19 protein-coding genes are annotated in these 23,889 nt (G+C 68.1%); 11 read left to right on the top strand and 8 right to left on the bottom strand.

The window, feature by feature from the left end; translation table 11 throughout:
- Positions 1-4: 4 nt before the first annotated feature.
- The 7 genes from HW578_RS04115 to HW578_RS04085 form a co-directional block, all read right to left on the bottom strand.
- Positions 5-1,180: an acyl-CoA dehydrogenase family protein gene (locus tag HW578_RS04115; protein WP_198369263.1), complete on the bottom strand. Its 1,176-nt coding sequence runs from the start codon at positions 1,178-1,180 to the stop codon at positions 5-7.
- A gap of 64 nt (positions 1,181-1,244) precedes the next feature.
- Positions 1,245-2,129, bottom strand: a complete 885-nt coding sequence (locus HW578_RS04110) for an MBL fold metallo-hydrolase (RefSeq protein WP_198369262.1) — start codon at positions 2,127-2,129, stop codon at positions 1,245-1,247.
- Positions 2,130-2,153: 24 nt separating this feature from the next.
- A complete protein-coding gene (locus tag HW578_RS04105) occupies positions 2,154-3,134 on the bottom strand; it encodes a Bug family tripartite tricarboxylate transporter substrate binding protein (protein WP_198369261.1) in 981 nt (326 codons plus the stop codon).
- Positions 3,135-3,214: 80 nt separating this feature from the next.
- The gene (locus tag HW578_RS04100) at positions 3,215-4,099 is read right to left on the bottom strand and encodes a DMT family transporter (protein ID WP_369407815.1); all 885 of its coding nucleotides are present in this window, start codon (positions 4,097-4,099) and stop codon (positions 3,215-3,217) included.
- Positions 4,096-4,971 carry an alpha/beta fold hydrolase gene (locus HW578_RS04095; protein ID WP_198369260.1) on the bottom strand — a complete coding sequence of 292 codons (876 nt, stop codon included), beginning with the start codon at positions 4,969-4,971 and terminating at the stop codon, positions 4,096-4,098. The genes HW578_RS04100 and HW578_RS04095 overlap by 4 nt, the downstream gene beginning before the upstream one ends.
- A 73-nt stretch (positions 4,972-5,044) precedes the next feature.
- Positions 5,045-7,936, bottom strand: coding sequence for an ATP-binding protein (locus HW578_RS04090; RefSeq protein ID WP_198369259.1), 2,892 nt, complete (start codon positions 7,934-7,936; stop codon positions 5,045-5,047).
- Between the two features lie 2 nt (positions 7,937-7,938).
- A complete protein-coding gene (locus HW578_RS04085; RefSeq protein ID WP_198369258.1) occupies positions 7,939-9,021 on the bottom strand; it encodes a TRAP transporter substrate-binding protein in 1,083 nt (360 codons plus the stop codon).
- A gap of 188 nt (positions 9,022-9,209) precedes the next feature.
- On the opposite strand from HW578_RS04085, the gene HW578_RS04080 reads away from it, so the two are divergent.
- The 11 genes from HW578_RS04080 to HW578_RS04030 all read left to right on the top strand — a co-directional run bounded on the left by HW578_RS04080 (position 9,210) and on the right by HW578_RS04030 (position 23,329).
- On the top strand, positions 9,210-9,956 hold the full coding sequence (locus HW578_RS04080; protein WP_198369257.1) for a glycerophosphodiester phosphodiesterase: 747 nt from the start codon (positions 9,210-9,212) through the stop codon (positions 9,954-9,956).
- 97 nt (positions 9,957-10,053) lie between these two features.
- Complete coding sequence (locus HW578_RS04075) at positions 10,054-10,869, top strand: ABC transporter ATP-binding protein (RefSeq protein WP_456308265.1); 816 nt, start codon at positions 10,054-10,056, stop codon at positions 10,867-10,869.
- Positions 10,866-12,785, top strand: coding sequence for a long-chain fatty acid--CoA ligase (locus HW578_RS04070; RefSeq protein ID WP_198369256.1), 1,920 nt, complete (start codon positions 10,866-10,868; stop codon positions 12,783-12,785). The genes HW578_RS04075 and HW578_RS04070 overlap by 4 nt, the downstream gene beginning before the upstream one ends.
- Entirely contained in the window at positions 12,786-13,679 is an 894-nt protein-coding gene (locus HW578_RS04065) for a branched-chain amino acid ABC transporter permease (protein WP_198369255.1), read from the top strand. It begins immediately after the preceding gene.
- A gap of 6 nt (positions 13,680-13,685) precedes the next feature.
- Positions 13,686-14,750 carry a branched-chain amino acid ABC transporter permease gene (locus tag HW578_RS04060; protein WP_198369254.1) on the top strand — a complete coding sequence of 355 codons (1,065 nt, stop codon included), beginning with the start codon at positions 13,686-13,688 and terminating at the stop codon, positions 14,748-14,750.
- 40 nt (positions 14,751-14,790) lie between these two features.
- Positions 14,791-16,077, top strand: a complete 1,287-nt coding sequence (locus tag HW578_RS04055) for an ABC transporter substrate-binding protein (RefSeq protein WP_198369253.1) — start codon at positions 14,791-14,793, stop codon at positions 16,075-16,077.
- Positions 16,077-16,910 carry an ABC transporter ATP-binding protein gene (locus tag HW578_RS04050; protein ID WP_198369252.1) on the top strand — a complete coding sequence of 278 codons (834 nt, stop codon included), beginning with the start codon at positions 16,077-16,079 and terminating at the stop codon, positions 16,908-16,910. The genes HW578_RS04055 and HW578_RS04050 overlap by 1 nt, the downstream gene beginning before the upstream one ends.
- Entirely contained in the window at positions 16,907-18,568 is a 1,662-nt protein-coding gene (locus HW578_RS04045) for an acyl-CoA synthetase (RefSeq protein WP_456308264.1), read from the top strand. Before HW578_RS04050 ends, HW578_RS04045 begins: the two co-directional genes overlap by 4 nt.
- A complete protein-coding gene (locus tag HW578_RS04040) occupies positions 18,565-19,737 on the top strand; it encodes an isovaleryl-CoA dehydrogenase (protein WP_198369251.1) in 1,173 nt (390 codons plus the stop codon). Before HW578_RS04045 ends, HW578_RS04040 begins: the two co-directional genes overlap by 4 nt.
- Positions 19,738-19,799: 62 nt before the next feature.
- Complete coding sequence (locus HW578_RS04035; protein ID WP_198369275.1) at positions 19,800-21,344, top strand: carboxyl transferase domain-containing protein; 1,545 nt, start codon at positions 19,800-19,802, stop codon at positions 21,342-21,344.
- The gene (locus HW578_RS04030; protein ID WP_198369250.1) at positions 21,344-23,329 is read left to right on the top strand and encodes an acetyl/propionyl/methylcrotonyl-CoA carboxylase subunit alpha; all 1,986 of its coding nucleotides are present in this window, start codon (positions 21,344-21,346) and stop codon (positions 23,327-23,329) included. Before HW578_RS04035 ends, HW578_RS04030 begins: the two co-directional genes overlap by 1 nt.
- On the opposite strand, the gene HW578_RS04025 is transcribed toward HW578_RS04030, so the two are convergent.
- Complete coding sequence (locus HW578_RS04025; protein WP_198369249.1) at positions 23,289-23,753, bottom strand: hypothetical protein; 465 nt, start codon at positions 23,751-23,753, stop codon at positions 23,289-23,291. The two genes, HW578_RS04030 and HW578_RS04025, sit on opposite strands and share 41 nt — an antisense overlap.
- Positions 23,754-23,889 lie beyond the last annotated feature (136 nt).

The following is a 23,889-nucleotide window of genomic DNA, read 5'->3' as shown; positions in this document are numbered from 1 at the left end:
CGCGTCAGACCTTCCCGCCCAGCGCGCGCCGGCCGATCGCGCTGCGATGCACCTCCGACGGCCCTTCATAGACGCGCATCAGCCGCACCTGCTGGTGCATGAGCTGGAGCGGAAGTTCCTTCGTGACACCCATGGCGCCGAAGGTCTGCATGGCGTTATCGAGCACCGACTGCGCCATCTCGGTGGCGCGTACCTTCAGGATGGACGCCTCCGTGCGGACATCGGCGCCGGCATCGAGCTTGGTCGCGAGGTCCTGCACCATCAGGCGGCAGGCGTGCATCTCCATCACCGCCTCGGCGGCGAACCACTGGATCGCCTGGCGGTCGGCGAGGCGCACGCCCCAGGTGACGCGGTTCTGCGCATGGTCCGCCATCATCTCCAGCGCGCGGCGCGCCATGCCGACGCAGCGCGCGCCCATCTGCATGCGGCGCACGTTGAGGCGCAGCTGCATGGGCGCATAGCCGCGGCCCAGTTCGCCGAGCACGTTCTCATGCGCGACCCGGCAATCCTCGAAGACCAGCTCGTAGGTGGTGCGCCCGCCCAGCATCGGGATGGCGCGCTCGATGATGAAGCCGGGCGTGCCCTTCTCGACGATGAAGGCGGTGATGCCCTCCTGCCGCTTGCCGTCGCCGGTGCGCGCCATGAGGATGATGAAGTCGGCGCGCGGTACGTTCGAGACCCAGATCTTGCGCCCGTTGATCACCCAGTCGTCGCCGTCGCGCACCGCGCGCGTGGTCATGCCGGCGGGATCGCCGCCCGCGCCCGGCTCGCTGATCGCCATGGCCGAGCGCTGTTCGCCGCGGGCATAGGGGTCGAGGTACTTCGCGCGCTGCATTGGGCTCGCGACCTGCAGCATCATGTGTAGGTTCGGGCTGTCGGGGGGGATGGTGAAGGGCACGCAGGCGCGCGCCATCTCCTCCTCGGCCGCGGCAAGCGAGAGCAGCGGCAGGTTGGCGCCGCCGAATTCCTCCGGCACGTCGAGGCCCCAGAGGCCGAGTTCCTTGCAGCGGGCGAGGAGCGTCGCCTCCTCCTCCTCCGACAGCTTGAAGCCGCCGCCGGAAGCCTCGCGCTTGAGCACCGCCGGTTCGATCGGCATCAGGTCCCGGTCCACGAATTTCGCGACCAGGTCCCGCAGCATGCGGGTCTCCTCGGTGGCGGCGTAGGGCTGGTTGTGGTCCATGATGCGATCCTCCAAACGGGGCGATACCGACCACCCGGAGCCGGCGGCGTCAAGCGATGTGGTGCTATCGCACGTAGTGCCAACGGAAGCGGTCGCCCTGGGCTTCCACGCGCCCGACCGAGGGATTGGGGAAGTGGATCGGCAGCACCTTGGTGTCGGTGCCGGCCACCTGGCCGAAGAAGGACCGGCGGCTGACCTCGGCCTCGGCCGGATCCCAGCAGAACACCGTGGACCAGTCCGGCTGATGGACCTGCAAGGCGTGATGCATCAGGTCGCCGGTGATCACCGCATGCTGCCCGCCGCTGCGGATATGCACGCAGCAATGGCAGGGCGAATGCCCCGGCGTGGGCTGCAGCGTGATGCGGTCGTCGAGCTGGAAGTCGTCATCCACCAGCAGCGCCTGTCCGGCCGCGACGACGGGCTCGCAATTGAACCGGAACACGTTCCCGCCGCCACCCGGCCGCGTCTCCTCGGCCTTGGTCGAGGCCTCCCAGGCAGCGTATTCGCGCTTGTGGAACACATACTTCGCCTTGGGGAAGGTCGGTACCCAGCGCCCGTCGCGCAGCACGGTGTTCCAGCCCGAATGGTCGATGTGCAGATGGGTGCAGAGGACGTAGTCGATGTCATCGAACCCCATCCCCTCCGCCTTCAGCCCATCGAGCCAGGGCTGCTTCGGGAAGTCCATCGGCGCCGGGTAGCCCTTGTCCTCGCCGGTGCAGGTATCGACGAGAATGGTGTGGTGCGGCGTGCGCACGACATAGGTCTGGTACGTGATGACCATCTTGCCGGAGGCGGCGTCGTAGGTCTCGGGCTCGACCTCCTTCAGCCGTTCCGCCAGCAGGCCCGGAGCCGCGGCAGCCTTGGGGAACATCTGCTCGGGCGCGCGCCATGGTCCGTCACGCTCGATGATGCTGGTGATGGTGACGTCGCCGATGGTGAGCTTGCGCATGTCGTGTCCTGCTGGGTCAGTGGATCATTCGGCGCGGATGCCAGCCTCGGCCGCCACGCGGCGCCAGGTCGGCACGTCCTCGGCCAGACGCGCGGCGAGGATGTCGGGACTGCTCATCATTGGCTCGGCGCCGAGCGTGGCGAAGCGCGAGCGGAAGTCGGCATCGGTGCGCAGCGCCGCGAGCTCCGCCGACATGCGCGACAGGATCGGCGCGGGCAGCCCCTTCGGCGCGGCCATCGCGAACCAGTTCGGCGCGATGTAGCCGGGCACGGTCTCGAGCGCGGCCGGCACGTCAGACAGGGCCGGGATGCGTCGCGCCGTGGTCACCGCCAGGATGCGCGCGCGCCCTTCGCGCGCATGCGCCAGCGTCTCCACCGTGCTGGCGAAAACGACGTCTATCTCGCCGGTGTAGAGCGCGTTCATCGCCTGTGCCGCGCCGCGATAGGGCACGTGCACCAGGTCGATCCGCGCCGTGGCCGCCAGCATCGCGCCGGAGAGATGGTTGGACGACCCGATGCCCGAGGTTCCGTAGGTTATCACGCCCGGCTTCGCGCGCGCCTCGGCCACCAGCGCCTGCAGCGATGCGAAGCGATGGTCCGCGCGCACCGCGATGGTGGTCGCGATCTCCGCCACCAGCGAGACCGGGGTGAGGTCCGTGCGCGGGTCGAAGCCGAGATTGGGGTAGATCGCCGGCAGGATGGCGAGCGAGGAGGAGGTCAGCACGAAGGTCGCGCCATCCGGCGGCGCCTGCACCGTCGCGCGCAGGCCGATCGACCCGCCCGCGCCGGCGCGATTGTCGATGACGAAGGGCTGGCCGAGCCTCTCGCGCAGCCTTTCGCTGACCAGCCGGCCCACCGTGTCGATCGGCCCGCCGGGCGCGAAGGGAATGATCAGGCGGATCGGTCGGCTCGGCCAGGCCTCCTGCCCCAAGGCCGGCAGCGCAAGGCCGCACAGGACGCCTGCCAGGGCGCGCCGTGGAAGTGCGGGCCGGTCGCTGGACGTCATGCAATCCTCCCGGACCGTCCCGCAAGGCGCGGCCCCGGGCGAACGATCCGCCGGTCGCGCCGGACGCGCAAGATGCGGTGTCAGCGTCGCCGTGCCTCCCGCCGCGCGATCCAGGTGGTCGCGACGAAGATGATCGCCGCACCTGCGAAGGTCGTCGCGGCCGGCACGTCCGAGAATACGAGCCAGCCCAGCGCCGCTGCCCAGATCATGTCGATGAACTTCACCGGTTGCGTGGCGGACATGTCGGCGATGCGGAACGCCTCGGTCAGGCACCAATGTCCTGCGCTGCCGAGGATGCCGGTCAGCAGGAACCAGCCCCACTGCTCGGCGGTCGGCCAGGTCCAGGACGGGAGGGCGAAGGGCAGGGTGAACAGCGCGACGGTGATGGCCTGCCAGGCGACGATCACCTCCGGCCGGTCGCGCCGCGTGAGCGCCTTGGTGATCAGGAACGACGCGGCGAAGATCGGCGCGGATGCGAGCATGACCAGCGACCAGAAGCCGTCCCTACCGCCGGTGAATTGCGGCGCCACGACCACCATCACCCCGAGGAAGCCGATGCCCGCCGCGATCCAGCGCGCGCGGACCATGGGCTCGCCCAGGAAGACCACGGCGCCGGCCATGATGAAAATCGGCCCGGTGAAGCCGATCGCGGTCATGTCCGCCAGGGGCACATGCGGCAGCGCCCAGAACCACAGAAGCAGGCCGGCCGTATGCACGACGCCTCGCCACGCCTGGCCGCGGATATCATGCGGCCGCCAGGCCATCACCCCGGTACGCACCATGAAGGGCAGGAGCACGACCAGCCCCGCGAGATAGCGTAGGAACTGCGTCTGGAACGGGTCGAGATCCTGCGCCAGCCGCCGCGCGATTGCATTGAGCAGGCAGAACAGCAGGCCGGCGAGTGCCATCCATGCCATGCCGCGCAGCGTGGCGGCGCGGCCCGGGCGCGCCGGAGCGTCGTTCACGTCGCGGGTGCCTGACGCCCAAGGACCCGGGCGAGCGCCGCGTTGAACGCGCTCGCCGCTTCGTACGCGACCCAGTGGCCAGCGTCCGGGATGAGCTCGGTTCGGGCGCCAAGGCGCATCTCGTGCATGAGATCAAGGCGCAACTGCACATGGGGCCGCGCAATCGCGTCCTGCTCGCCATAGATGGCGCCAAGCGGCGCGCGGCTACGCAGGATCGCCTGCTTGAGCGAATCCGTGCTGGCCCAGCCACGGCTCTTGAACCGCGCGCGGCGCGTATGGAGGTCCTGCATCGCTAGCGCCACCTCGTCGATGCGGGACGCGTCGGCGAACATCAGCGCGGCGAGGTTGTGGCGGTTCGCCGCGTCGCGCTCGGCGCCTTCGAGCTGACGCACCTTCACCAATTCGGTCGGCGATCGGACGAAGCCCAGTGCACCTGCCCCGACGATGGTCAGCGACGCGCAATGGTCGGGATCGAGCGCCGCGAGATGACCGGAGCACAGCGCGCCGAAGGAGAAGCCCGCGAGGTCGTAGCGTTGCCCGCCCAGCAGATCACGCAGCCCGTCACGGAGGATGGCGGCGACAGCCTCCGGCCCCGAGCCGTCGGGTGGCATGTCGCTGTCGCCGAGACCGGGCAGGTCCGGGCAGATGACAAGGCGATCCGCGGCGAAGGTGGCGATGTTGCGCAGCCAGTGGCGCCAGGACCCCGATCCGCCATGCAGCAGGATGAGCGGCCGTCCCCCTCCCCAGGCGCGCCAGACCAGGGCGCCCGTGCCACACCCGGTCTCGGCGCGCCGGGCGCGCTCGGCCATGCCGCGCAGCTCGGGGTGTGGCTCCTCCCGTGCGGGGTTCGTGGACCAGTTGAGCAAGGCCATGCGCGAGGCGTTCCCGAAGAAGTCGGGCGCATCCTAGGCCAGGCAGAGCGGCGGTCCAGACCGCGTCGGCTCGTCATGCGGCGGGGACGGACTGCACGGGCGGGCCGGCGGCCACGTCCTCGACGCCAAGGCGGCGCTCCAGGTTCGGCAGCGTCTCCCGTGCCACGGCGATGACGGCAACTTGCAGATCGGGCGACGGGTCGCCTCCCCGCGCCGCCCTCTGCAGCGCCTCGGCCTCGAGCGCGAGGCGGCTCGCGCCAAGCGTTCGTGCGGCACCGACGAGGCGATGTGCCGCATGCTGCACATGGCCCGCATCCGCTCTTTCTGCCGCGGAGGCGTTGGTGAGCAGCGCGAGCGAGCGGCGCACCTCTCCCACGAACTCCGCCAGGATACCGTGGGCTGCGTGACCGAGTTCGCGCTCGAGAATGTCGAGGGCCGAGGAATCGAGATAGGGCGCGGCGGGCTCCGGTGCCGTGGCCGCCGGCGCCGCCTTGCGTTGGGGCATTTGCTGTACCAGGTCGATCAACGCCTTCCTGTCGAGCGGCTTGCCGAGGTGCCCATCCATGCCTGCACGACGCGTCGCTTCCACCTGGTCCGGCAGGACCGAGGCGGTGAGCGCTATGACCGGAACCTCGCATGCGGGCGGAGGCATGGCGCGCAGGCGCCGCGTCGTCTCGAATCCGTCCATGCCGGGCATCTGCAGGTCCATCAGCACCACGTCGAAGCGTTGGCGCTCGAGGGCGAGCAGCGCGGTCGCGCCATCCTCGGCGAGCGTGACGTTATGGCCGGCCGAACGCAGCATGGCCTGCGCGATCTGCCGATTGGCCAGCACATCATCGACGACCAGAACTTCGAGACTCGGCGAGGGCGCCGATGCTGCAGGGCTTGGCATGGGGGTCGCTTCTTCGTTGATGAGCGCGCAAGGGCGCAAGGGCAGCTCGACCCAGAAGAGCGCCCCACCCCCGGGACGCTCATCGCAGCCGATCGTGCCGCCCATCAGTGCCACGAGCCTGGCCGAGATGGCGAGTCCGAGGCCCGTGCCCTGCCCGTCCGCCCCGCCATTCGGGGCCAGCTGCACGAAATCCTCGAACAGCAGATTGCGCTTGTCAGCAGGAACGCCGGGGCCGGTGTCGGTGACCTCGATGCGAAGCTGCGCGTCGCCGCTCGCACGCACCCGAAGATCGACACAGCCGCCGGCGGGCGTGAACTTCACTGCGTTGGACAGCAGGTTCAGCAGCAATTGCCGGGTCCGCATCGGATCGAGCAGCGCCCCGACAGGCAGTTTCGGATCGAGGTCGAGTTCGAAGGACAGCGCCTTGCGCGCGATTTCGGGCGCCAGCAGAGTCGCGCAGCCTTCCAGCAGTATCCGCAGCGCCATGGGTTCAGGCGCAAGATCGAGGCGACCGGCCTCGATCTTGGAAAGATCGAGCAGCCCGTTCACCAGATCGAGCAGATGGCGCCCGGCCTCGTGCAGGGTCTTGACCTGCTCGCGCTGGTCCGGCGCCAGGCGCGGGTCGTGCAGCAGTACCTGCGCGAAGCCCAGCACGCCATTCAGCGGTGTGCGCAACTCATGCGAAACGCGCGCAAGGAAGCGGCTTTTCGCTTCACCGGCAGCGGCGGCCGCATCGCGTGCGGATGCCAGGTCCTGCATGGCGCGCTTCAGCGCCGTGATGTCGGTGCGGATGCCAACCGTACCGCCGTCGGGCGTGCGCCGCTCGGTGATGAGCACCCAGCGGCCATCGGGCAGCAGGCGCTCCATCGGCGGCTGGTTGCTCAGGTGGAACGCCTTGCTCTCGGCCAGGAAGGCCTCGATGTCTTCTCCCGCCTGCGGATACTGACCGCGCAGCGCGCCCTCGCGCATGATCTCGTCGAAGGTGTTGCCGGGCTGGATGAAGGGCGCGCTGATCCGGTAGAAATCCTTGTAGCGGCTGTTGCAAGCGATCAATCGGTCGGCGGCATCGAACATGACGAAGCCGTCCGACATCGATTCAAGTGCGCTCTCCAGGGTTTGCCTTGCCTTTGAGCGTTCGTCCTCGGCCTTGCCGCGCTGGCGGAGAATGACCATCAGCGCGAGCGCGACCAGGATGATCACGACCCCAAGGACGGACGAGACGGCGAGTGCCCTGACGCGGTCGCGATACCAACCTGAGAGGGCGGCATCGACTTCGATCGTGGAGGTGATCACGAGCGTCGGATACAGGGCGGGCCGGGCCGAAACGAAGACCGGCTGGCCGCTGAAGCGACTGACCGCGAGCGTCGCCTGGCCGCCCGGCATGGCCACGATCGGCGGGAGTTGCTGGCCGATCCGCGTCTCGTCGTGCGGCACGGATGCGAGCAGGACGCCGTCGTCGCGTTCGAGCGTCGTGCGCAACCCCGGGCTTTCCCCGGCCGCGGAGAGGAGCGCGCGGACCGAGGGCAAGGGCACCTCGGCGACCGCACGGACGGGCCCCAGGCCAAGGATGGTGACGTTCCGGGCGAAGAAGAGCGACCATTCACCGGTGCTCGGGTTCTGCACCGGGCCACCGATCGATACGCCCCCGCTGCTTGAGGCCAGTTCGGAGAAGCCGGTTTCGACCGGAAGGGGTAGGCGCCGGCGCCGGGAGACAGGCAGCGCCGTGGCGACCGGCAGGCCATTCGCACCCAGCAGCAGGATGTCCCGGTAGGTAAAGTTCTGGTTGATGAACTGGCGCAGGACGCGATTGACGGAGCCTGTGTCGATCTGGTCGTTCGTCGCGAAGGGAGCCAGCATCGCCGGAAGGCCGGCCAGCATGGCGTCGACCTGCACGAAGGCGCGGTTGATCGACGCCTCGGTTGCCATGCTGATTCGTTCGATCGTCTCCTGTGCTCCGCGGATCTGCGCTTCGCGGGCGCGCCCGATGATCATCATGGTCGCGGCTGTCTGCGCCAGGAGCAGGAGCACCGCGCCGATGAACACGGCACGGCGCAGGAGCCGCGTGTTCTGCATGGTCAGTCGGGCTGCGCCATGACGCCCAGGCTTGGTGCCAGACGCGTGTTCCAGGCCGCGACGCAGGCCTCGCCGCAGCGACGAACCCAGCCGGGCAGAACGGTTTCGGTCAGCAGGCGCAGGCGCCGTGCCTGATCGGCTTCGGAGACGGGGACAATCGTGACATTGCCGCGCCGGCCGCTGCTGCAGGATGGCTGGCCTGCGTTGCAGGCGATGCCTTCGCCGGTCTCGATCTCGGCGGCGTTCCAGATCTCCCGCTCGAGTCCTGCCACTTCCTCGCGGATCAGGGTACGGGCCCAATCGGGAAGCGCGTTCCAGGCGGCCCGGTTGGCGCCGAACACCGACAGGCCCCAGGTGATCGCCATGCTGTGCATGTGCGTCGTCACTTCATGCAGGCCTATCGCATTTGCGGAGAGGGTTCCGGTCACGGCGCATTCCACGACGCCTGAACGCAGGGCGGCAAGCGTCTCGCCGAACGGAATGACGACCGGCGTGGCGCCGAGCGCCGCGAACATCTCCGATTGCCCGACGGAAGACGTCCGGATCCGTCGACCAGCCAGATCCGACAGGCCGCTGAAGCCGGTGCGGCAGAACAGGACCTGAGCCGGATAGGTATAGATGGCCAGCAGTTCGACGTCGTAGCGTTCGGCGAGCAGTTCCTCGAGGTGCGGGCGGTACAGCGCTACGGTGCGTCGAAGCGCGGCCATGTCGGGATTGACCGTCGGCAGGTCGACAGCGTTGAACTCAGGCTCCTCGGTGCTGACGATGGCCAGGAGCGCGGTGCCGAAAGGAACCACGCCCAGGCGCATGAGGGCGAGCATCTCCTGCGCGCGAATGCCGCTGCGGTCGAAGGGGGCGATCTCGGCCTGGATCCGCCCTCCCGAGGCCTCCGGCAGGCGACGACGCCAGAAGGGCTCCTCGTAGCGCAGATACTGGCTGACATCCGCGAGCCCGCCGACGACCTTCAGGCGGATTGGCGCCTCGGCCGGATTGGCAGTCTGGGCCCCGGCCATGGCGGACGAGAAAGCCAGCGCCACAACGAAGGCGCACCCGATCCATCGCCGAAGTCCCGCTGTTCCGGCCATCGACACCTCCCGCAACCCAGTGCCTGGGCGAATCTTGCCACTTATGGACGAAGAGTGTCACAAATCCCTTTAGACGACTTAGCAGGTCGATCAGCGGCGACATAGGTTGCCGCTGCCGTCCGAGGGTTCAACTTGGCGTTTCCCGACCATGCCGGGATGCCCTGCCGCCCGGCACCGAGGTTCCCCACATGACCCATCCCCCGACCGCCATCGCGAGCCATCGCGGCGGTGCCTTCCTGTGGCCGGAGAACAGCCTCACCGCGTTTCGCGAAACCGCCCGCCTGAAGCTTGAGCAGGCGGAATGCGACGTCCACGCAACCGCCGACGGCGAGGTCGTGGTGCTGCACGATACGACTTTGGAGCGGACGACGGACGGCGTCGGCGCGGTCTCTGCGCTGACCGCAGCGCAGCTTCGCCGCCTGCGCGTGAAGGGGTGCCGTGGCGAGGCACCACCAATGCTGGACGACATGCTGGGTGCGCTGGCCGAATCGGTCGTGGTGCCGCGCATCGAGATCAAGGCGGATGCGCACGGACGACCGTATCACGGCCTGGTGCCGCGCGTTATCGGTGCGCTCGACCGCAAGGGGATGCGCAGATCGGCCTGGATCATCGCCTTCGACGCGCAGGTCGCAGCCGAGGCAGCGGGCGCGGGCGGGCTTGCCGGAGTGGCCTGGCTGCTCGAGCGCGTCACCTGGAGCGGTCTTGGCGTCCGGGGAACCATTGCCGTGGCGAAGGCCTACGGCTTCCCGGAAATCGGCGTGCAGGAGGCGCAACTCGACCCGGAAGCCTGCGCAGCCCTGCGTGCGGCCGGCATCCGCATCTCGGTCTGGGGGGCGAATCACGAATCGTCTATCCGACGAATGCTGGGCCTTGGGGTCGACGTGCTCACCACCGATGACCCGCCGCTTGCGATCGCCCTGCGGGACAAGGGCTGAAACGCGTCGGCGGCTGTCGGGACGCATTGAAGTTGCCAGGCGACCCGCCCGCCCCATAACCTGCCCCAGATAACGTAGCCTGGGGAGGATACGCGGAGTGGACGCCGAGGCGCCGATGCTGGCAGCCGATCGCGTGAGCCTGCGTTTCGGCGGGGTCCGGGCCCTGACCGACGTTTCCTTCGATGTCGGCCGCGGCGAGATATTCTCCATCATCGGCCCGAATGGCGCGGGCAAGACCTCGATGGTGAACTGCGTCTCGGGCCGCTACAGGCCGACCGAGGGACGCATCCTGTTCGGCGGCCAGGATATCACCCGCATCGGTACGAGCCGCCGCGCTGCCCTGGGCATCGGGCGCACATTCCAGAACCTGGCGCTGTTCGGACACATGACGGTGCTCGACAACATCATGGTCGGGCGCCACCACCTGCTGCGCTCGGGCTTCCTGCGCGGCATGGCGTATTGGCTGGGTGGCGCGCAGCGGGAAGAGCTCGCGCATCGCCGCGAGGTCGAGGAGATCATCGACTTCCTCGAGATCCAGCATGTCCGCAAGGCGATCGCGGGCACCCTGTCCTACGGCCTGCGCAAGCGCGTCGAGCTGGCGCGCGCTGTCGCCCTGAAGCCCAAGCTGATCCTGCTCGACGAGCCGATGGCCGGCATGAACCTCGAGGAGAAGGAGGACATGGCCCGCTTCATCGTCGACCTCAACGAGGAATGGGGCATGACGGTGCTGATGATCGAGCACGACATGGGCGTGGTGATGGACATCAGCCATCGCGTCATGGTGCTGGATTTCGGCCGGCGGATCGCCGCCGGCGCGCCGGAGGAGGTCCTGGCCGACGAGCACGTCAAGCGTGCCTACCTCGGCGAGGCCGACGAGGTGGTGCAGGATCAGGGCGAGCCGGCAACCGCATGAGCGGTACGGAGCTCACGCTGCCCCGCCTGCTGCGCCGCAACGCCCGCGCGCATGGGCGCGAGATCGCGATGCGCGAGAAGGAATTTGGTATCTGGCGGTCGCTCACCTGGTCGGATGTTGAGAACCGTACGCGCGACCTGGCGCTCGGCCTGCGCTCTCTCGGCGTCGGGGCCGGGGAGGTGGTGGCGCTGATCGGCGACAACCGCCCGGACTGGGTGATGGGTGAGATCGCGGCGCATGCGGTTCGTGCCCGGTCGCTCGGCATCTACCGCGATGCGCTGGATGACGAGGTCGCCTACCTGTTGGCGTTCAGCGGCGCCGTTGCCGTGATCGCGGAGGACGAGGAGCAGGTCGACAAGCTGCTGAACGTCTCGGACCAGGTGCCAAGCCTGCGCCACATCATCTATTGCGATCCGCGCGGGATGCGAAAGCACAGGGATCCGCGTCTCGTCTCCGCCGCGGAGCTGGTCCAGCGCGGCGCGGCCGTCGCGACGGCGGAGCCCGCGCTATGGGAGAGCCTGGTCGATGCCACCGATGGCGAGGAGGTGGCGATCCTCTGCACCACCTCGGGGACCACGGCGCGGCCGAAGCTAGCCCAGTTGAGCGCGCGCGCGCTGATCCGGCACTGCGAGGCCTATCTCGCGGTCGATCCCAAGGGGCCCGACGACGAATACGTCTCGGTCCTGCCGCTCCCCTGGATCATGGAACAGATCTACGTACTCGGCTGGGGGCTGATCTCGCGCATGAAGGTCAATTTCGTCGAGGAACCCGAGACGATGATGGCCGATTTCCGCGAGATCGCGCCGACCTTCGTGCTGTTCGCGCCACGCGTCTGGGAAGGGATCGCCGCCGATGTGCGCGCCCGCGTGATGGATTCATCGCCGCTGAAGCAGCGCGCCTTCGAGACCGGCATGCGCCTTGGTCTTGAGGCGCTGAAGGCGGGTGGGCGATCGGCGGTCGCTGACAAGCTGCTGTTCCGGGCGCTGCGCGACCGGCTCGGCTTCACGCGGCTGAAGTCGGCCGCGACGGGCGGTGCCGCACTCGGGCCGGACACCTTTCGCTTCTTCCAGGCCCTTGGCGTGCCGATGCGCCAGATCTACGGCCAGACTGAAGCGCTCGGGGCCTATACGATCCACCGCAGGGGCGAGGTGGATTTCGACACGGTGGGCGTGCCCTTCGGCGATACCGTCGAACTCCGCATCCACGAGCCCGACCAGAACGGCGTCGGTGAGATCGTGACGCGCCACCCGAACATGTTCGCTGGCTACCTCGGCATGGAGGATGTGGCCGACATGCGCGACGGCTGGATGCATACCGGCGATGCCGGGTACTTCGACAAGCGCGGCCAGCTCGTGGTGATCGACCGCATCAAGGATATCGCGACGACATCCGGCGGTGATCGCTTCTCACCGCAGTTCATTGAGAACAAGCTCAAATTCAGCCCCTTCGTGGCGGAAGCCGTGATCCTGGGGGATCAACGGCCGTATCTCGCGGCAATGGTGTGCATCCGCTTCCCGATCGTCAGCAAATGGGCGGAGCGCAAGCGGATCTCCTTCACCACATATTCGGATCTCTCGGCGCGCCCTGAGGTCCTGGAGAAGATCCGCGAGGAGGTGGAGCAGGTGAACGCGACGCTGCCGGTCCCGCAGCGCATTCGCGACGTCGTTCTGCTGTACAAGGAGCTCGATGCCGACGACGAAGAACTGACGCGCACGCGCAAGGTGCGTCGAGGCGTCATCAACTCGAAGTACGGCGACATCATCGAGGCCATCTACGCCGGCCAGGATGCGATCCCGGTCGATACCACCATCGCCTTCCAGGACGGCACGAAGCAGCGGATCCGCACGACGCTGCGCGTGATCCGCATGGACGGCGATGCCCCGCGGCGGGCGTCCGCCGGCATGAAGGTGGCCTGAATGGACACGACGCTGCTGTTCCAGCTGGTATTGAACGGGCTGATCGTCGGTGCCCTGTACGGCGTCGTCGCGATGTCGTTCGTGCTGATCTACAAGGCGAGCCAAGTGGTGAATTTCGCGCAGGGCGAGTTCCTGCTGGTCGGCGCCTGGGTCTGCTGGTGGATGCTGACCACGTGGCAACTGCCATTCTGGGCCGGCTTCCTGGTGACCCTGGCCTTCATGACGCTGTTCGGCATCCTGCTGCAGATCATCGTGCTGCGCCCGCTGATCGGCGAGCCGGTCATCAGCGTCATCATGGCGACGGTCGGGCTCTCGATCTTCTTCCAGGCGCTGATGAAGTGGATATTCGGCGTGTTTGCGCAGCCCTTTCCGCCGATATTCGCCGCCGAGCGGATACGCGTGATGGGGCTCGAGGTGCAGACGGTCTACCTTGCGAGTCTCGGAGTCTCGGCGCTGATCATGCTCGGCTTCTGGTGGTTCTTCACCTACTCGAAGCATGGTCTGGCGATGCGTGCGACGGCCTTCGACCAGCAGGTGGCTCAGTCCCTGGGCGTGAGCGTGCCGAAGGTCTTCGCGATGTCCTGGGCCATATCAGCACTCGTCTCGACGGTCGCGGGCGTCGTGGTCGGTGTGGTGAACGGGGTCTCATCCGCGCTGTCGTTCTATGGCATCAAGGTCTTCCCGGCGGTGATCCTTGGCGGGCTTGACTCCATTGTCGGCGCGGTGCTCGGCGGGCTGATCGTGGGCGTGCTCGAGAACCTGGCGCAGTATGTCGATGCGCAATGGCTCAACTGGGGCAACATGTACCAGATCGCGCCGTTCTACGCCCTGATCGTGATCCTGCTGATCAAGCCCTACGGGCTGTTCGGCACCAAGAACATCGAGCGGGTCTGACGCACGATGACCTCCATGACCCCGGCGGGCGACTTCCGTACCAGCTACCGCGCCGACACCACGATCTTTCCGACGCGCGGGTCTCTCGTGGCCGTCACCGTCGGCGTGGCTCTGCTCTGTGCGGCGCCGCTGGTGTTGGGGCGGTACGAGCTCGGCCTCCTCATCACCATCGGGTTCAGCGCCATCGCGGCGTTGGGGCTGAACATCCTTGTTGGGTTCACGGGGCAGATCTCGATCGGCCACGCCGCCTTCTTCGGCTTCGGTGCCTTCGCCTCGGCGCTGCTCGTCGAATACCATGTCCCGGTTCCGCTCGCGATCTGGGGCGCCGGGCTGATGACCGCTGTGGTGGGCCTCGTGTTCGGCGCGCCGGCAGCGCGGCTCAAGGGGCTCTACCTCGCGATCGCGACGCTGGCCGCGCAGTTCATCCTCGAGGACTTCTTCGCCCGCGCCCAATGGTTTTCCGGAGGCGTCGCCGGGCGCGTGACCGAGCCCTACGAGGTGTTCGGCTTCCGGCTGGATCGTGAGGAGACCTACTTCTACGTCGTCCTCGCGCATGTCGTCGTGATGTTCCTCGCTGCCGCCAACCTCATGCGCACGCGCGATGGGCGCGCGCTGATCGCGGTTCGCGACCATTATCTCTCAGCCGAGATGATGGGCATCAATCTCGCCTACTATCGCACGCTGTCCTTCGGCATCGCGTCCTTCTTTGCCGGGGTGGCTGGCGCGCTCTATGCCCACTACCTCCTGTTCGTCAGCGTCGAGGCCTTCAACATCCTCTACTCCATCCAGTTCCTGGCGATGATCATCATCGGCGGGCTTGGCTCGGTGATGGGAAGCATGATGGGGGCCGCGTTCATGGTGCTGCTGCCCGAGGTGGTGCAGGCCGGCGCCGACCTGCTCGCGGGCAGCGCCGTCGACCGCGCGCTTCGGCTCGGCGCCTCGATCTCCTTCCTGCGGGAGATGGCGATCGGCGCGGCGATCATCCTTTTCCTGGTCTTCGAGCCCGATGGGCTCGCGCATCGCTGGAAAATGATCAAGGCCTATTGGAAACTCTACCCGTTCTCGCATTGAGGCCGGCCAACGGTCCGCATCATCCAAGGAGGAGACTGACATGAGGCTTCCGCTTCCCCTGCTTGCCGGCGCGCTGTTCGCCGCGGCGCCTGCGCTCGCCCAGGCACCGATTCCGGTCGGCCACCTGATGGACAATTCCGGCGCGACCTCGGATGTCGGCGTGCCATATGGGCAGGGCGTGGCCGATGCGCTCGCCTGGGTGAACCAGACACGCAACGGCGTGGCCGGCCGGCGTCTCGCGGTCTCCGGCTTTGACTACGGCTACCAGGCGCCGCGCGCGGTCAGCCAGTACCAGTCCTGGGCGCAGCGCGAACGCGTCGTCGCCATCCAGGGCTGGGGCACGGCGGATACCGAGGCGCTGGTCCGCTTCGTCACGCGCGACCGAATTCCCTACATCTCGGGCTCCTACTCCGCCGCGCTGACCGATGCGGGCGGGACGTCGCGCCGACAGGGCGTGGAACCCGCGCCGTTCAATTTCTTCTACGGTCCGTCCTACTCCGACGCGCTGCGCGGCATGCTGCAATGGGCGGCCGAGGATTGGCGCGCGCGTGGCCAGCAGGGCCGGCCGCGCTACGTGCACATGGGCGCGAACCATCCCTACCCCAACAGCCCGAAGGAAGCCGGCGAGGCGCTCGCGCGCGAGCTCGGCTTCGAGGTCCTGCCCGCGATCCAGTTCGCACTGACGCCCGGCGACTACACCGCCCAGTGCCTGACGTTGAAGAACCAGGGTGCGAACTATGCCTACCTGGGCAACACGGCTGGATCCAACATATCGGTGCTGCGCGCCTGCCAGACCGTCGGGGTGCAGGTGCAGTTCCTCGGAAATGTCTGGGGCATGGACGAGAACGCCATGAAGGCCGCCGGCACCGCCGCGGACGGCGTGGTCTTTCCGGTGCGCACCGGCGTGGTCTGGGGCGGCACGGCGCCAGGCATGGAGACGCTGCGCGCGATCAGCCGAATCTCCGACCAGACGGGCACGGCGTACCGGCCGGTGCACTACCTGGCCGGCGCCTGCGCGGCGATGCTTATGGTCGAAGCGATGGAGACGGCCGCCGCCAATGGCGGTCAGGTGACCGGCGAACGCATCCGGGACGGCTTCTACGCGCGGCGTGACTGGGTGCCCGAGGGCTTCCAGGGCGTGTGCACGCCCTCGACCTTCACGGCACAAGACCATCGCGGCACGCTGCGCGTCGCCCTGTTCCGCGCCCGCGTCACCGGCAACACCGCGCAGGGCAGCGTGCAGGAGTTGATGTCGGCCGGGACCATGGCTCTGCAGCCGGTCGCGAGCATCGACCTGCCGCGCCGTCCCGACTGGCTCGGCTGGTGATGAGCGAGGCCGCGCAGCAGGCTGGCGCCCGGGTACAACCCGCCGCGCCCCTCCTCGAGGTGAAGAACATCGAGGTGGTCTACAGCGAGGTCATCCTCGTGCTGCGCGGCCTGTCGCTGGCGGTTCCGCAGGGCGAGATCGTCGCCCTGCTGGGCGCCAACGGCGCAGGGAAGTCGACCACGCTCAAGGCGATTTCGGGCCTGCTCAAGACCGAGGAAGGCCAGGTCACGCGCGGCGACATCCTGTTCGGGGGTGAACGCCTGAACGGCATCGATCCCGACCGCATCGTCCGCCGCGGAATCTTCCAGGTGATGGAGGGCCGGCGGATCATCGCCGACATGACCTGCCTCGAGAACCTGCGTCTCGGCGCCTTCACGCGCAGCGACGGGGAGGTGAGGCGCGACATCGACATGGTCTACGATTATTTCCCGCGCCTTCGGGAACGGACGGGGCTCGCCGGCTATCTCTCGGGCGGCGAGCAGCAGATGCTGGCGATCGGGCGCGCACTGATGGCGCGACCGAAGCTGATCCTGATGGATGAGCCGTCGATGGGCCTGTCGCCATTGCTCGTGAAGGAGGTCTTCGGGATCATCCGGCGCCTCAACCGGGACCTCGGCATCACCGTCCTGTTGGTGGAACAGAACGCGCGCATGGCGCTGTCGGTCGCCTCCTACGGCTATGTGATGGAGCAGGGGAAGGTGGTTCTGGACGGAACGGCCGAGTCATTGGCACAGAACGAGGATGTCAAGGAATTCTACCTCGGCGGCCATGGCGCCGACCGGAAGTCCTTCCGGAACCTGAAGTCTTACAAGCGCCGGAAGCGTTGGCTGTGAGCGCTGCCGCGATCCTGCCCCCGGCCAACTCCTACGAGGAGCTGTTCGCCCGGTTTCGATGGTCCGTGCCGGCGGTGTTCAACATCGCCTCGGCCTGTTGCGACCGCTGGGCCGATGGCAGCGGCCGCGTCGCACTGATCCACGAGGGGCCTGGCGGGGGTGTCGAACGGGTCACCTTCGATGCGCTGCGCAGTACGTCGGCGCGGCTGGGAAATGTGCTGAAGGCGCAAGGCATCGGCCGCGGCGATCGCGTGGCGGTGCTACTGCCGCAGGGGCCGGAGGCCGCGGTTGCGCACCTCGCGATCTATCGGATCGGCGCCATCGCTGTGCCACTGTTCCAGCTTTTCGGGCCTGATGCGCTCGACTTCCGATTGCGCGACAGTGGTGCATCGGCACTCCTCACTGATGATGTCGGCCTCGCCGCGCTGGGCGGTGTCCGCGAACGCCTCAGCGGCCTGCGCACGATCCTTTGCGCCGATGGTGCTCGCCCGGGCGTCCTGTCCCTCTGGGAGATGGCGGAGCGTGCCTCCGACGCATGCCCCGTCGTCGAGACTGCTGCCGACGACCCTGCGCTGATCATCTACACCTCGGGCACCACCGGTTCGCCGAAGGGCGCGCTGCATGCACATCGTACGCTGATCGGCCATCTCCCCGGCGTCGAGATGCCGCAGGAGATGTTTCCCCAGCCTGGCGACCTGTTCTGGACGCCGGCCGACTGGGCCTGGATCGGCGGGTTGTTGGATGTGCTGCTCCCGTCCCTGTTCCACGGTGTTCCGGTTCTTGCGCATCGGATGGCGAAGTTCGATCCAGAACGCGCCTTCGACGTGATGGCGCGGCACGGCGTGCGCAATGCCTTCATGCCGCCGACCGCGCTGCGCATGATGCGCCAGGTCGACAACCCTGGACGCTTCGGGCACCGCTTGCGGAGCATCGGCAGCGGCGGCGAGACGCTCGGCGCCGAGACGCTCGAATGGGGTCGCGAAGCCTTCGGCCTGACGATCAACGAGTTCTACGGCCAGACGGAATGCAACCTGGTCATTGCGAATTGCGCAGGCCTGATGCCGGTGAAGCCTGGCCTGATGGGACGCCCGGTGCCCGGGCACCAGGTCGCGGTGATCGATGCGGCCGGCATTGTCCGCGCGCCCGGCGAAGAAGGTCGCATCGCGGTCCGAAGGCCCGATCCGGCGATGTTTCTGGGCTACTGGAACGACCCCGCCGCGACGGCGGCCAAGTTCCTGGGCGATTGGCTTGTGACCGGCGACATGGCCGCCACGGACGAGGAAGGCTATGTTCGCTTCCTCGGGCGAACCGACGATGTCATCACCTCAGCAGGCTACCGTATCGGTCCTGGCGAGGTTGAGGATTGCCTGTTGCGGCACCCTGCCGTTGCACTCGCTGCGGTGATTGGCCTTCCGGATGCGCTGCGAACGGAGCAGGTCACGGCCGTGATCGTGCCACGCGCCGGCGTGCAGCCCGATGATACGCTCGCGCAGGAGATCCAGGGCTTTGTCCGCGAGCGGCTCGCGGCACATCTCTATCCGCGACGCGTCGTCTTCATGCAGGATCTGCCGATGACCACAACGGGCAAGGTGATGCGTGGCAAGCTACGCAACGCCCTGCGCGGCGTCGACGCCGTTTCACCGGACACGGGGCCATGACCGCGAACCAGATACCGATGCTCGACTTCGGGCTTGGCGACGAGATCGACATGCTGCGCGACAGCGTGCGCTCCTTCGCTGATGCGCGCGTCGCGCCAATCGCTGCAGAGATCGACCGTACCGACGAATTCCCCCGGCACCTATGGCCTGAAATGGGTGCGCTCGGCCTGCACGGCATCACGGTCGAAGAGGAGTATGGCGGCGCCAACATGGGCTACGTGGCGCATTGCGTCGCGATGGAGGAGGTCAGTCGCGCCTCGGCTTCCGTCGGCTTGTCGTACGGCGCTCATTCCAATCTCTGCGTCAACCAGATCCGCCGCAACGGAAGCGAGGAGCAGAAGCGCCGCTATCTTCCGAAGCTGATCTCGGGCGAGCATCTCGGCGCCCTGGCCATGAGCGAGCCCGGCGCGGGCAGTGACGTCGTCTCTATGCGGCTGCGCGCAGACAGGCGCGGCGACCGCTACGTGCTGAACGGCACGAAGATGTGGATCACCAACGCGCATTACGCTGAGACGATGGTGGTTTACGCCAAGACGGATCCCGATGCCGGTCCGAAGGGTATCACCGCCTTCATCGTCGAGCGCGGCTTCAAGGGGTTCCGCCCGGCGCAGAAGCTCGACAAGCTCGGCATGCGCGGATCGCCCACCAGCGAGTTGGTCTTCGAGGATTGCGCGGTGCCCGAGGAGAACGTGCTCGGCCAGGTCGGCGGGGGCGTGCGCGTGCTGATGTCGGGCCTCGACTACGAACGCGCGGTGCTGGCGGCAGGACCGCTCGGCATCATGCAGGCCTGCCTCGACCTGGTCGTGCCCTATGTCCATGAACGCAAGCAATTCGGCCAGGCGATCGGCGAATTTCAGCTGATCCAGGCGAAGCTCGCGGACATGTACACGCAGCTCAGCGCCTGCCGCGCCTATGTCTATGCCGTGGCGCGCGCCTGCGACCAGGGACGCACCACGCGCAAGGACGCCGCGGGCGCGATCCTGTTCGCGGCAGAGGCGGCGACCAAGGCCTCGCTCGACGCGATCCAGATTCTCGGCGGCAATGGCTACATCAACGACAACGCGACCGGGCGGCTGCTGCGCGATGCGAAGCTGTACGAGATCGGGGCGGGCACCAGCGAGATCCGCCGCATGCTGATCGGCCGCGAGCTGTTCAAGGAGACGGCGTGAGCCATATCCTCGCCTCCACGGTCGACACCCGCGCCAATGGGTTTCGCGAGAATGCGGCGAGGATGCGCGACCTGCTGCAGGCGCTCGGCGCTCGCGCCGCGGATGCCGCCGCGGGTGGCCCGCCGGCGGCGCGCGAGAAGCACCTTTCGCGCGGCAAGCTGCTGCCGCGCGAGCGTGTGGAAAGGCTGCTCGATCCCGGTGCGCCCTTCCTCGAACTCTCGCCGCTCGCCGCCTTCGGCATGTATGCCGACGAGGTTCCGGGAGGGGGCATCATCACCGGTATCGGCCGCGTGTGTGGGCGCGAATGCGTCATCGTGGCCAATGACGCGACGGTGAAGGGGGGCACCTACTACCCCATCACCGTGAAGAAGCATCTGCGCGCGCAGGAAGTCGCGATGCAGAACTGCCTGCCCTGCATCTACCTGGTGGATTCCGGCGGCGCCAACCTGCCGAACCAGGACGAGATCTTTCCCGACCGCGACCATTTCGGGCGTATCTTCTTCAATCAGGCGCGCATGTCGGCGGCGGGCATCCCGCAGATTGCCTCGGTCATGGGCTCCTGCACGGCGGGCGGCGCCTATGTTCCCGCCATGTGCGACGAGGCTGTGATCGTACGCGAGCAGGGGACGATCTTCCTTGCTGGGCCGCCGCTGGTGAAGGCCGCAACCGGCGAGATCGTCAGCGCCGAGGATCTCGGCGGCGCCGATGTGCATACGCGCCTCTCCGGCGTGGCGGACCACTACGCGGCGGACGACATGCACGCGCTCGGCATCGTTCGGCGCATCATCGGCACGCTCGGCCGCGGTCCCCGCGCAACACTCGACCTGCGCGCCTCCGCACCGCCGCGCTACGACCCTGTCGAACTGCACGGGATCATCCCGCCCGACCTGCGTACTCCGGTCGAAGCACGCGAGATCATTGCCCGTATCGTCGACGGCTCCGAGCTTGACGAGTTCAAGCACCGCTACGGCACCACGCTGGTCTGCGGCTTCGCGCGCATCTGGGGCATGCCGGTCGGCATCCTGGCGAATAACGGCATCCTTTTCTCGGAATCCGCCCAGAAGGGCGCGCATTTCGTCGAGCTCTGCTGCCAGCGCGGCATCCCGCTGCTGTTCCTGCAGAACATCGCCGGCTTCATGGTGGGCCGGAAGTACGAGGCCGGCGGCATCGCTAAGGATGGCGCGAAGCTGGTGACCGCCGTGGCCTGCGCCAATGTGCCGAAGTTCACCGTCATCATCGGCGGCTCCTTCGGCGCTGGCAATTACGGCATGTGCGGCCGCGCCTATTCGCCCCGCTTCCTTTTCACGTGGCCGAACTCGCGCATCTCCGTCATGGGCGGCGAACAGGCTGCGAGCGTCCTTGCCACGCTGCGCCGCGACAACATCGAGTCCCGCGGCGGTGCCTGGTCCAGCGCCGAGGAGGACGCCTTCAAGGCCCCCATCCGCGAGAAGTACGAACGCGAGGGCGACCCCACCTACGCCACGGCGCGGCTTTGGGATGACGGCATCATCGACCCTGCCGATACGCGCGATGTGCTTGGCCTGGCGATGGCCGCTTCGCTGAATGCACCGATCGAGGAAACACGCTTCGGCGTGTTCCGCATGTGATGTTCCGCAGCCTGCTTATCGCCAACCGCGGCGAGATCGCCTGCCGCATCATGCGTACCGCGCAGCGCATGGGCATCCACTGTATCGCCGTTTTCAGCGAGGCTGACGCGGCGTCCCTGCACGTCGCGCTGGCCAATGAGGCGCATCCCATCGGCCCCGCCGCCGCGCGCGACAGCTACCTGCGCGCCGACCGCATCGTCGCCGTCGCGCGGGCCACGGGCGCCGAGGCAATCCATCCCGGCTACGGCTTCCTGTCGGAGAATGCCGACTTCGCCGAGGCCTGCGCCGCCGCCAGCATCGCCTTCGTCGGCCCGCCGCCGTCCGCGATCCGCGCCATGGGGAGCAAGGCGGAAGCGAAGGCGCTGATGGCCGCCGCCGGCGTGCCCGTGGTGCCCGGCTACCATGGCGAGGACCAGTCCGAGGACCGCCTGGCGGTGGAAGCCGCGCGCATCGGCTTCCCCATCCTGATCAAGGCGAGTGCGGGCGGCGGCGGCAAGGGCATGCGCCCCGTATTCTCCTCCGCCGACTTCCTGGACGAGCTCTCCGGCGCACGGCGCGAGGCCAGGGCTGCCTTCGGCGACGACCGCGTATTGCTGGAACGCTACCTGCAGAAGCCGCGGCACGTGGAGGTTCAGGTATTCGCCGACCGTCATGGCCGCACGATCCATCTGCACACGCGCGACTGCTCCGTGCAGCGCCGCCACCAGAAGGTGCTCGAGGAGGCCCCGGCGCCCGGCCTCTCGCCCGCGCTGCGCGCACGCCTTCATGACGCCGCCATCGCCGCTGCGCGCGCCGTTGGCTACGTCAATGCCGGCACGGTCGAATTCATCGTCGAGGGCGAGGACGCCTTCTTCATGGAGATGAACACGCGCCTGCAGGTGGAGCACCCGGTGACCGAGATGATCACCGGCACCGACCTGGTGGAATGGCAACTGCGTGTCGCTGCCGGTGAAGCGCTGCCGTTCGACGAGGCACCCGAAACCAGAGGCCATGCCGTCGAAGTGCGCCTCTATGCCGAGGATCCCGCCGCGGAGTTCCGCCCCTCGATCGGCACGCTGGCCCGCTTCCTCGGCCCGGCGCAGCGCGAGGGCGTCCGCATGGACACCGGTGTCCGGGCGGGGGATGCGATCACGCCGCATTACGACCCGATGATCGCGAAAGTTATCGCGGCGGCGCCGGATCGTCGTATGGCGCTTGAGCGACTTCATGCTGCGCTGAGCGACACGCAACTCGGCGGCCTCACGACCAACCTCAGTTTCCTGCGGCGCCTGACAGCACATGCCGCGATGCTGGCCGGCGATCTCGACACCGGATTCATCGCCCGCCATGCGGCGGAGCTCATCCCGCCGCCGCGCGAGGTCCCTGCGCCGGCGCTCGGAGCCTTTGCGGCGGTCTATCTGGAGCGCCTGCGTCTCCAGCGCGACAGAACCTCGCCCTGGGACGCTTGTCTCGGCTTCCGCCTTTATGGCGCCGGCGTGGAACTGCTGCTGGTGCGCGACGAGGTCCGCCTGCGCCGCATCGTTGTGCGCCGGCAGCGTGGTGCCATGCAGGTTGTCGTCGATGGCGGTGCGCCCATCGCGGTCGCGGCCGATCTGTCCATCGACCTCCGCGCTGCGATCGACGGCGTCTGGCACCGCGTCCCGTTCACCATGGACGGTGATGCGATCGCGCTGAACTTCGGCGGAGAGGACTTTGACCTTCGCCTGGTTGATCCCTATGCCCCGCTCGGCGGCGACGCCGCTGCGGAAGGCCGGCTCTCCGCCCCCATCCCGGGGCGCGTGGTGCAGATGCTGGTGGCGGTCGGCGACCGCGTTGCGCGCGGCCAGGTGGTGGCGATCCTGGAGGCCATGAAGACCGAACTGCGCATCACCGCGCCGGCAGATGGCATCGTCGCGCATCTCGGTTGCGCGGCGGGCGACAGCGTCGAGGAAGGCACCGAGATCGTCACCCTCGCGGCACCGGACGAGAGCGCATCGCCTCCCTGATCGGGTGGCGCAGCAGCACGCCGCTGTGGCGCAGCGCGCAGCCCAGGCGGATCGCTGGCGGCATGGCGGCATAGGCGTCGCGCAACGGCAGCAGGCGCAGCAGGGCGGCCAGCGCCTCGCTGCGCGCGCCGCGCTGCGCCAGGGCGCAGGCCAGCAGCAGCGCAGCTTCCTGCGGCGCCACCTTCGGGCACAGCCGACAGCAGGCCTCGATCGGCGCAGCGCGCAGCATTGCATCCAGCGGCGGGCCGGCCGCGGCGGCTTCCTCGGTCGCCAGGATCAGGCTCATTGCGGGTAGCGGCGCCCGGCCGGCGCGCGCTGCGCCGTACCAGACACGTATCGTTTCGAGTAGCAGGCGTTCGGCCGGGGGCAGGTCGTCGGTCGGCGTGCCAGCCCAGGGCCAGTCGGGCAGTCCATGCGTCGCCATGGGGGCTCCTGACCCCGCCCCCTTGGATGCCCCCGCCCTGAGCTAGAGTCCGTCGAAGGGAGACGGATGATGAAGCGATCGAGGTTCACGCAGGAGCAGATCATCGGGGTGCTGAAGGAGCACCAGGCGGGTGCGA

Source organism: Roseomonas rosulenta, assembly GCF_016106005.1.
In the GTDB taxonomy this organism is placed as follows: Bacteria; Pseudomonadota; Alphaproteobacteria; order Acetobacterales; family Acetobacteraceae; genus Neoroseomonas; species Neoroseomonas rosulenta.
The sequence above is the reverse complement of the archived record's forward strand: the minus strand, read 5'-3'. Positions and strand labels throughout refer to the sequence as shown.

Coding starts and splice junctions, on each gene's coding strand:
- HW578_RS04095 (WP_198369260.1), bottom strand. CDS start 4,971: ATGGCCTTGCTCAACTGGTCCACGAACCCCGCACGGGAGGAGCCACAC.
- HW578_RS04030 (WP_198369250.1), top strand. CDS start 21,344: ATGTTCCGCAGCCTGCTTATCGCCAACCGCGGCGAGATCGCCTGCCGC.
- HW578_RS04110 (WP_198369262.1), bottom strand. CDS start 2,129: ATGCGCAAGCTCACCATCGGCGACGTCACCATCACCAGCATCATCGAG.
- HW578_RS04050 (WP_198369252.1), top strand. CDS start 16,077: ATGAGCGAGGCCGCGCAGCAGGCTGGCGCCCGGGTACAACCCGCCGCG.
- HW578_RS04065 (WP_198369255.1), top strand. CDS start 12,786: ATGGACACGACGCTGCTGTTCCAGCTGGTATTGAACGGGCTGATCGTC.
- HW578_RS04085 (WP_198369258.1), bottom strand. CDS start 9,021: ATGGCCGGAACAGCGGGACTTCGGCGATGGATCGGGTGCGCCTTCGTT.
- HW578_RS04055 (WP_198369253.1), top strand. CDS start 14,791: ATGAGGCTTCCGCTTCCCCTGCTTGCCGGCGCGCTGTTCGCCGCGGCG.
- HW578_RS04025 (WP_198369249.1), bottom strand. CDS start 23,753: ATGGCGACGCATGGACTGCCCGACTGGCCCTGGGCTGGCACGCCGACC.
- HW578_RS04105 (WP_198369261.1), bottom strand. CDS start 3,134: ATGACGTCCAGCGACCGGCCCGCACTTCCACGGCGCGCCCTGGCAGGC.
- HW578_RS04080 (WP_198369257.1), top strand. CDS start 9,210: ATGACCCATCCCCCGACCGCCATCGCGAGCCATCGCGGCGGTGCCTTC.
- HW578_RS04115 (WP_198369263.1), bottom strand. CDS start 1,180: ATGGACCACAACCAGCCCTACGCCGCCACCGAGGAGACCCGCATGCTG.
- HW578_RS04060 (WP_198369254.1), top strand. CDS start 13,686: ATGACCTCCATGACCCCGGCGGGCGACTTCCGTACCAGCTACCGCGCC.
- HW578_RS04040 (WP_198369251.1), top strand. CDS start 18,565: ATGACCGCGAACCAGATACCGATGCTCGACTTCGGGCTTGGCGACGAG.
- HW578_RS04035 (WP_198369275.1), top strand. CDS start 19,800: ATGCGCGACCTGCTGCAGGCGCTCGGCGCTCGCGCCGCGGATGCCGCC.
- HW578_RS04070 (WP_198369256.1), top strand. CDS start 10,866: ATGAGCGGTACGGAGCTCACGCTGCCCCGCCTGCTGCGCCGCAACGCC.
- HW578_RS04090 (WP_198369259.1), bottom strand. CDS start 7,936: ATGCAGAACACGCGGCTCCTGCGCCGTGCCGTGTTCATCGGCGCGGTG.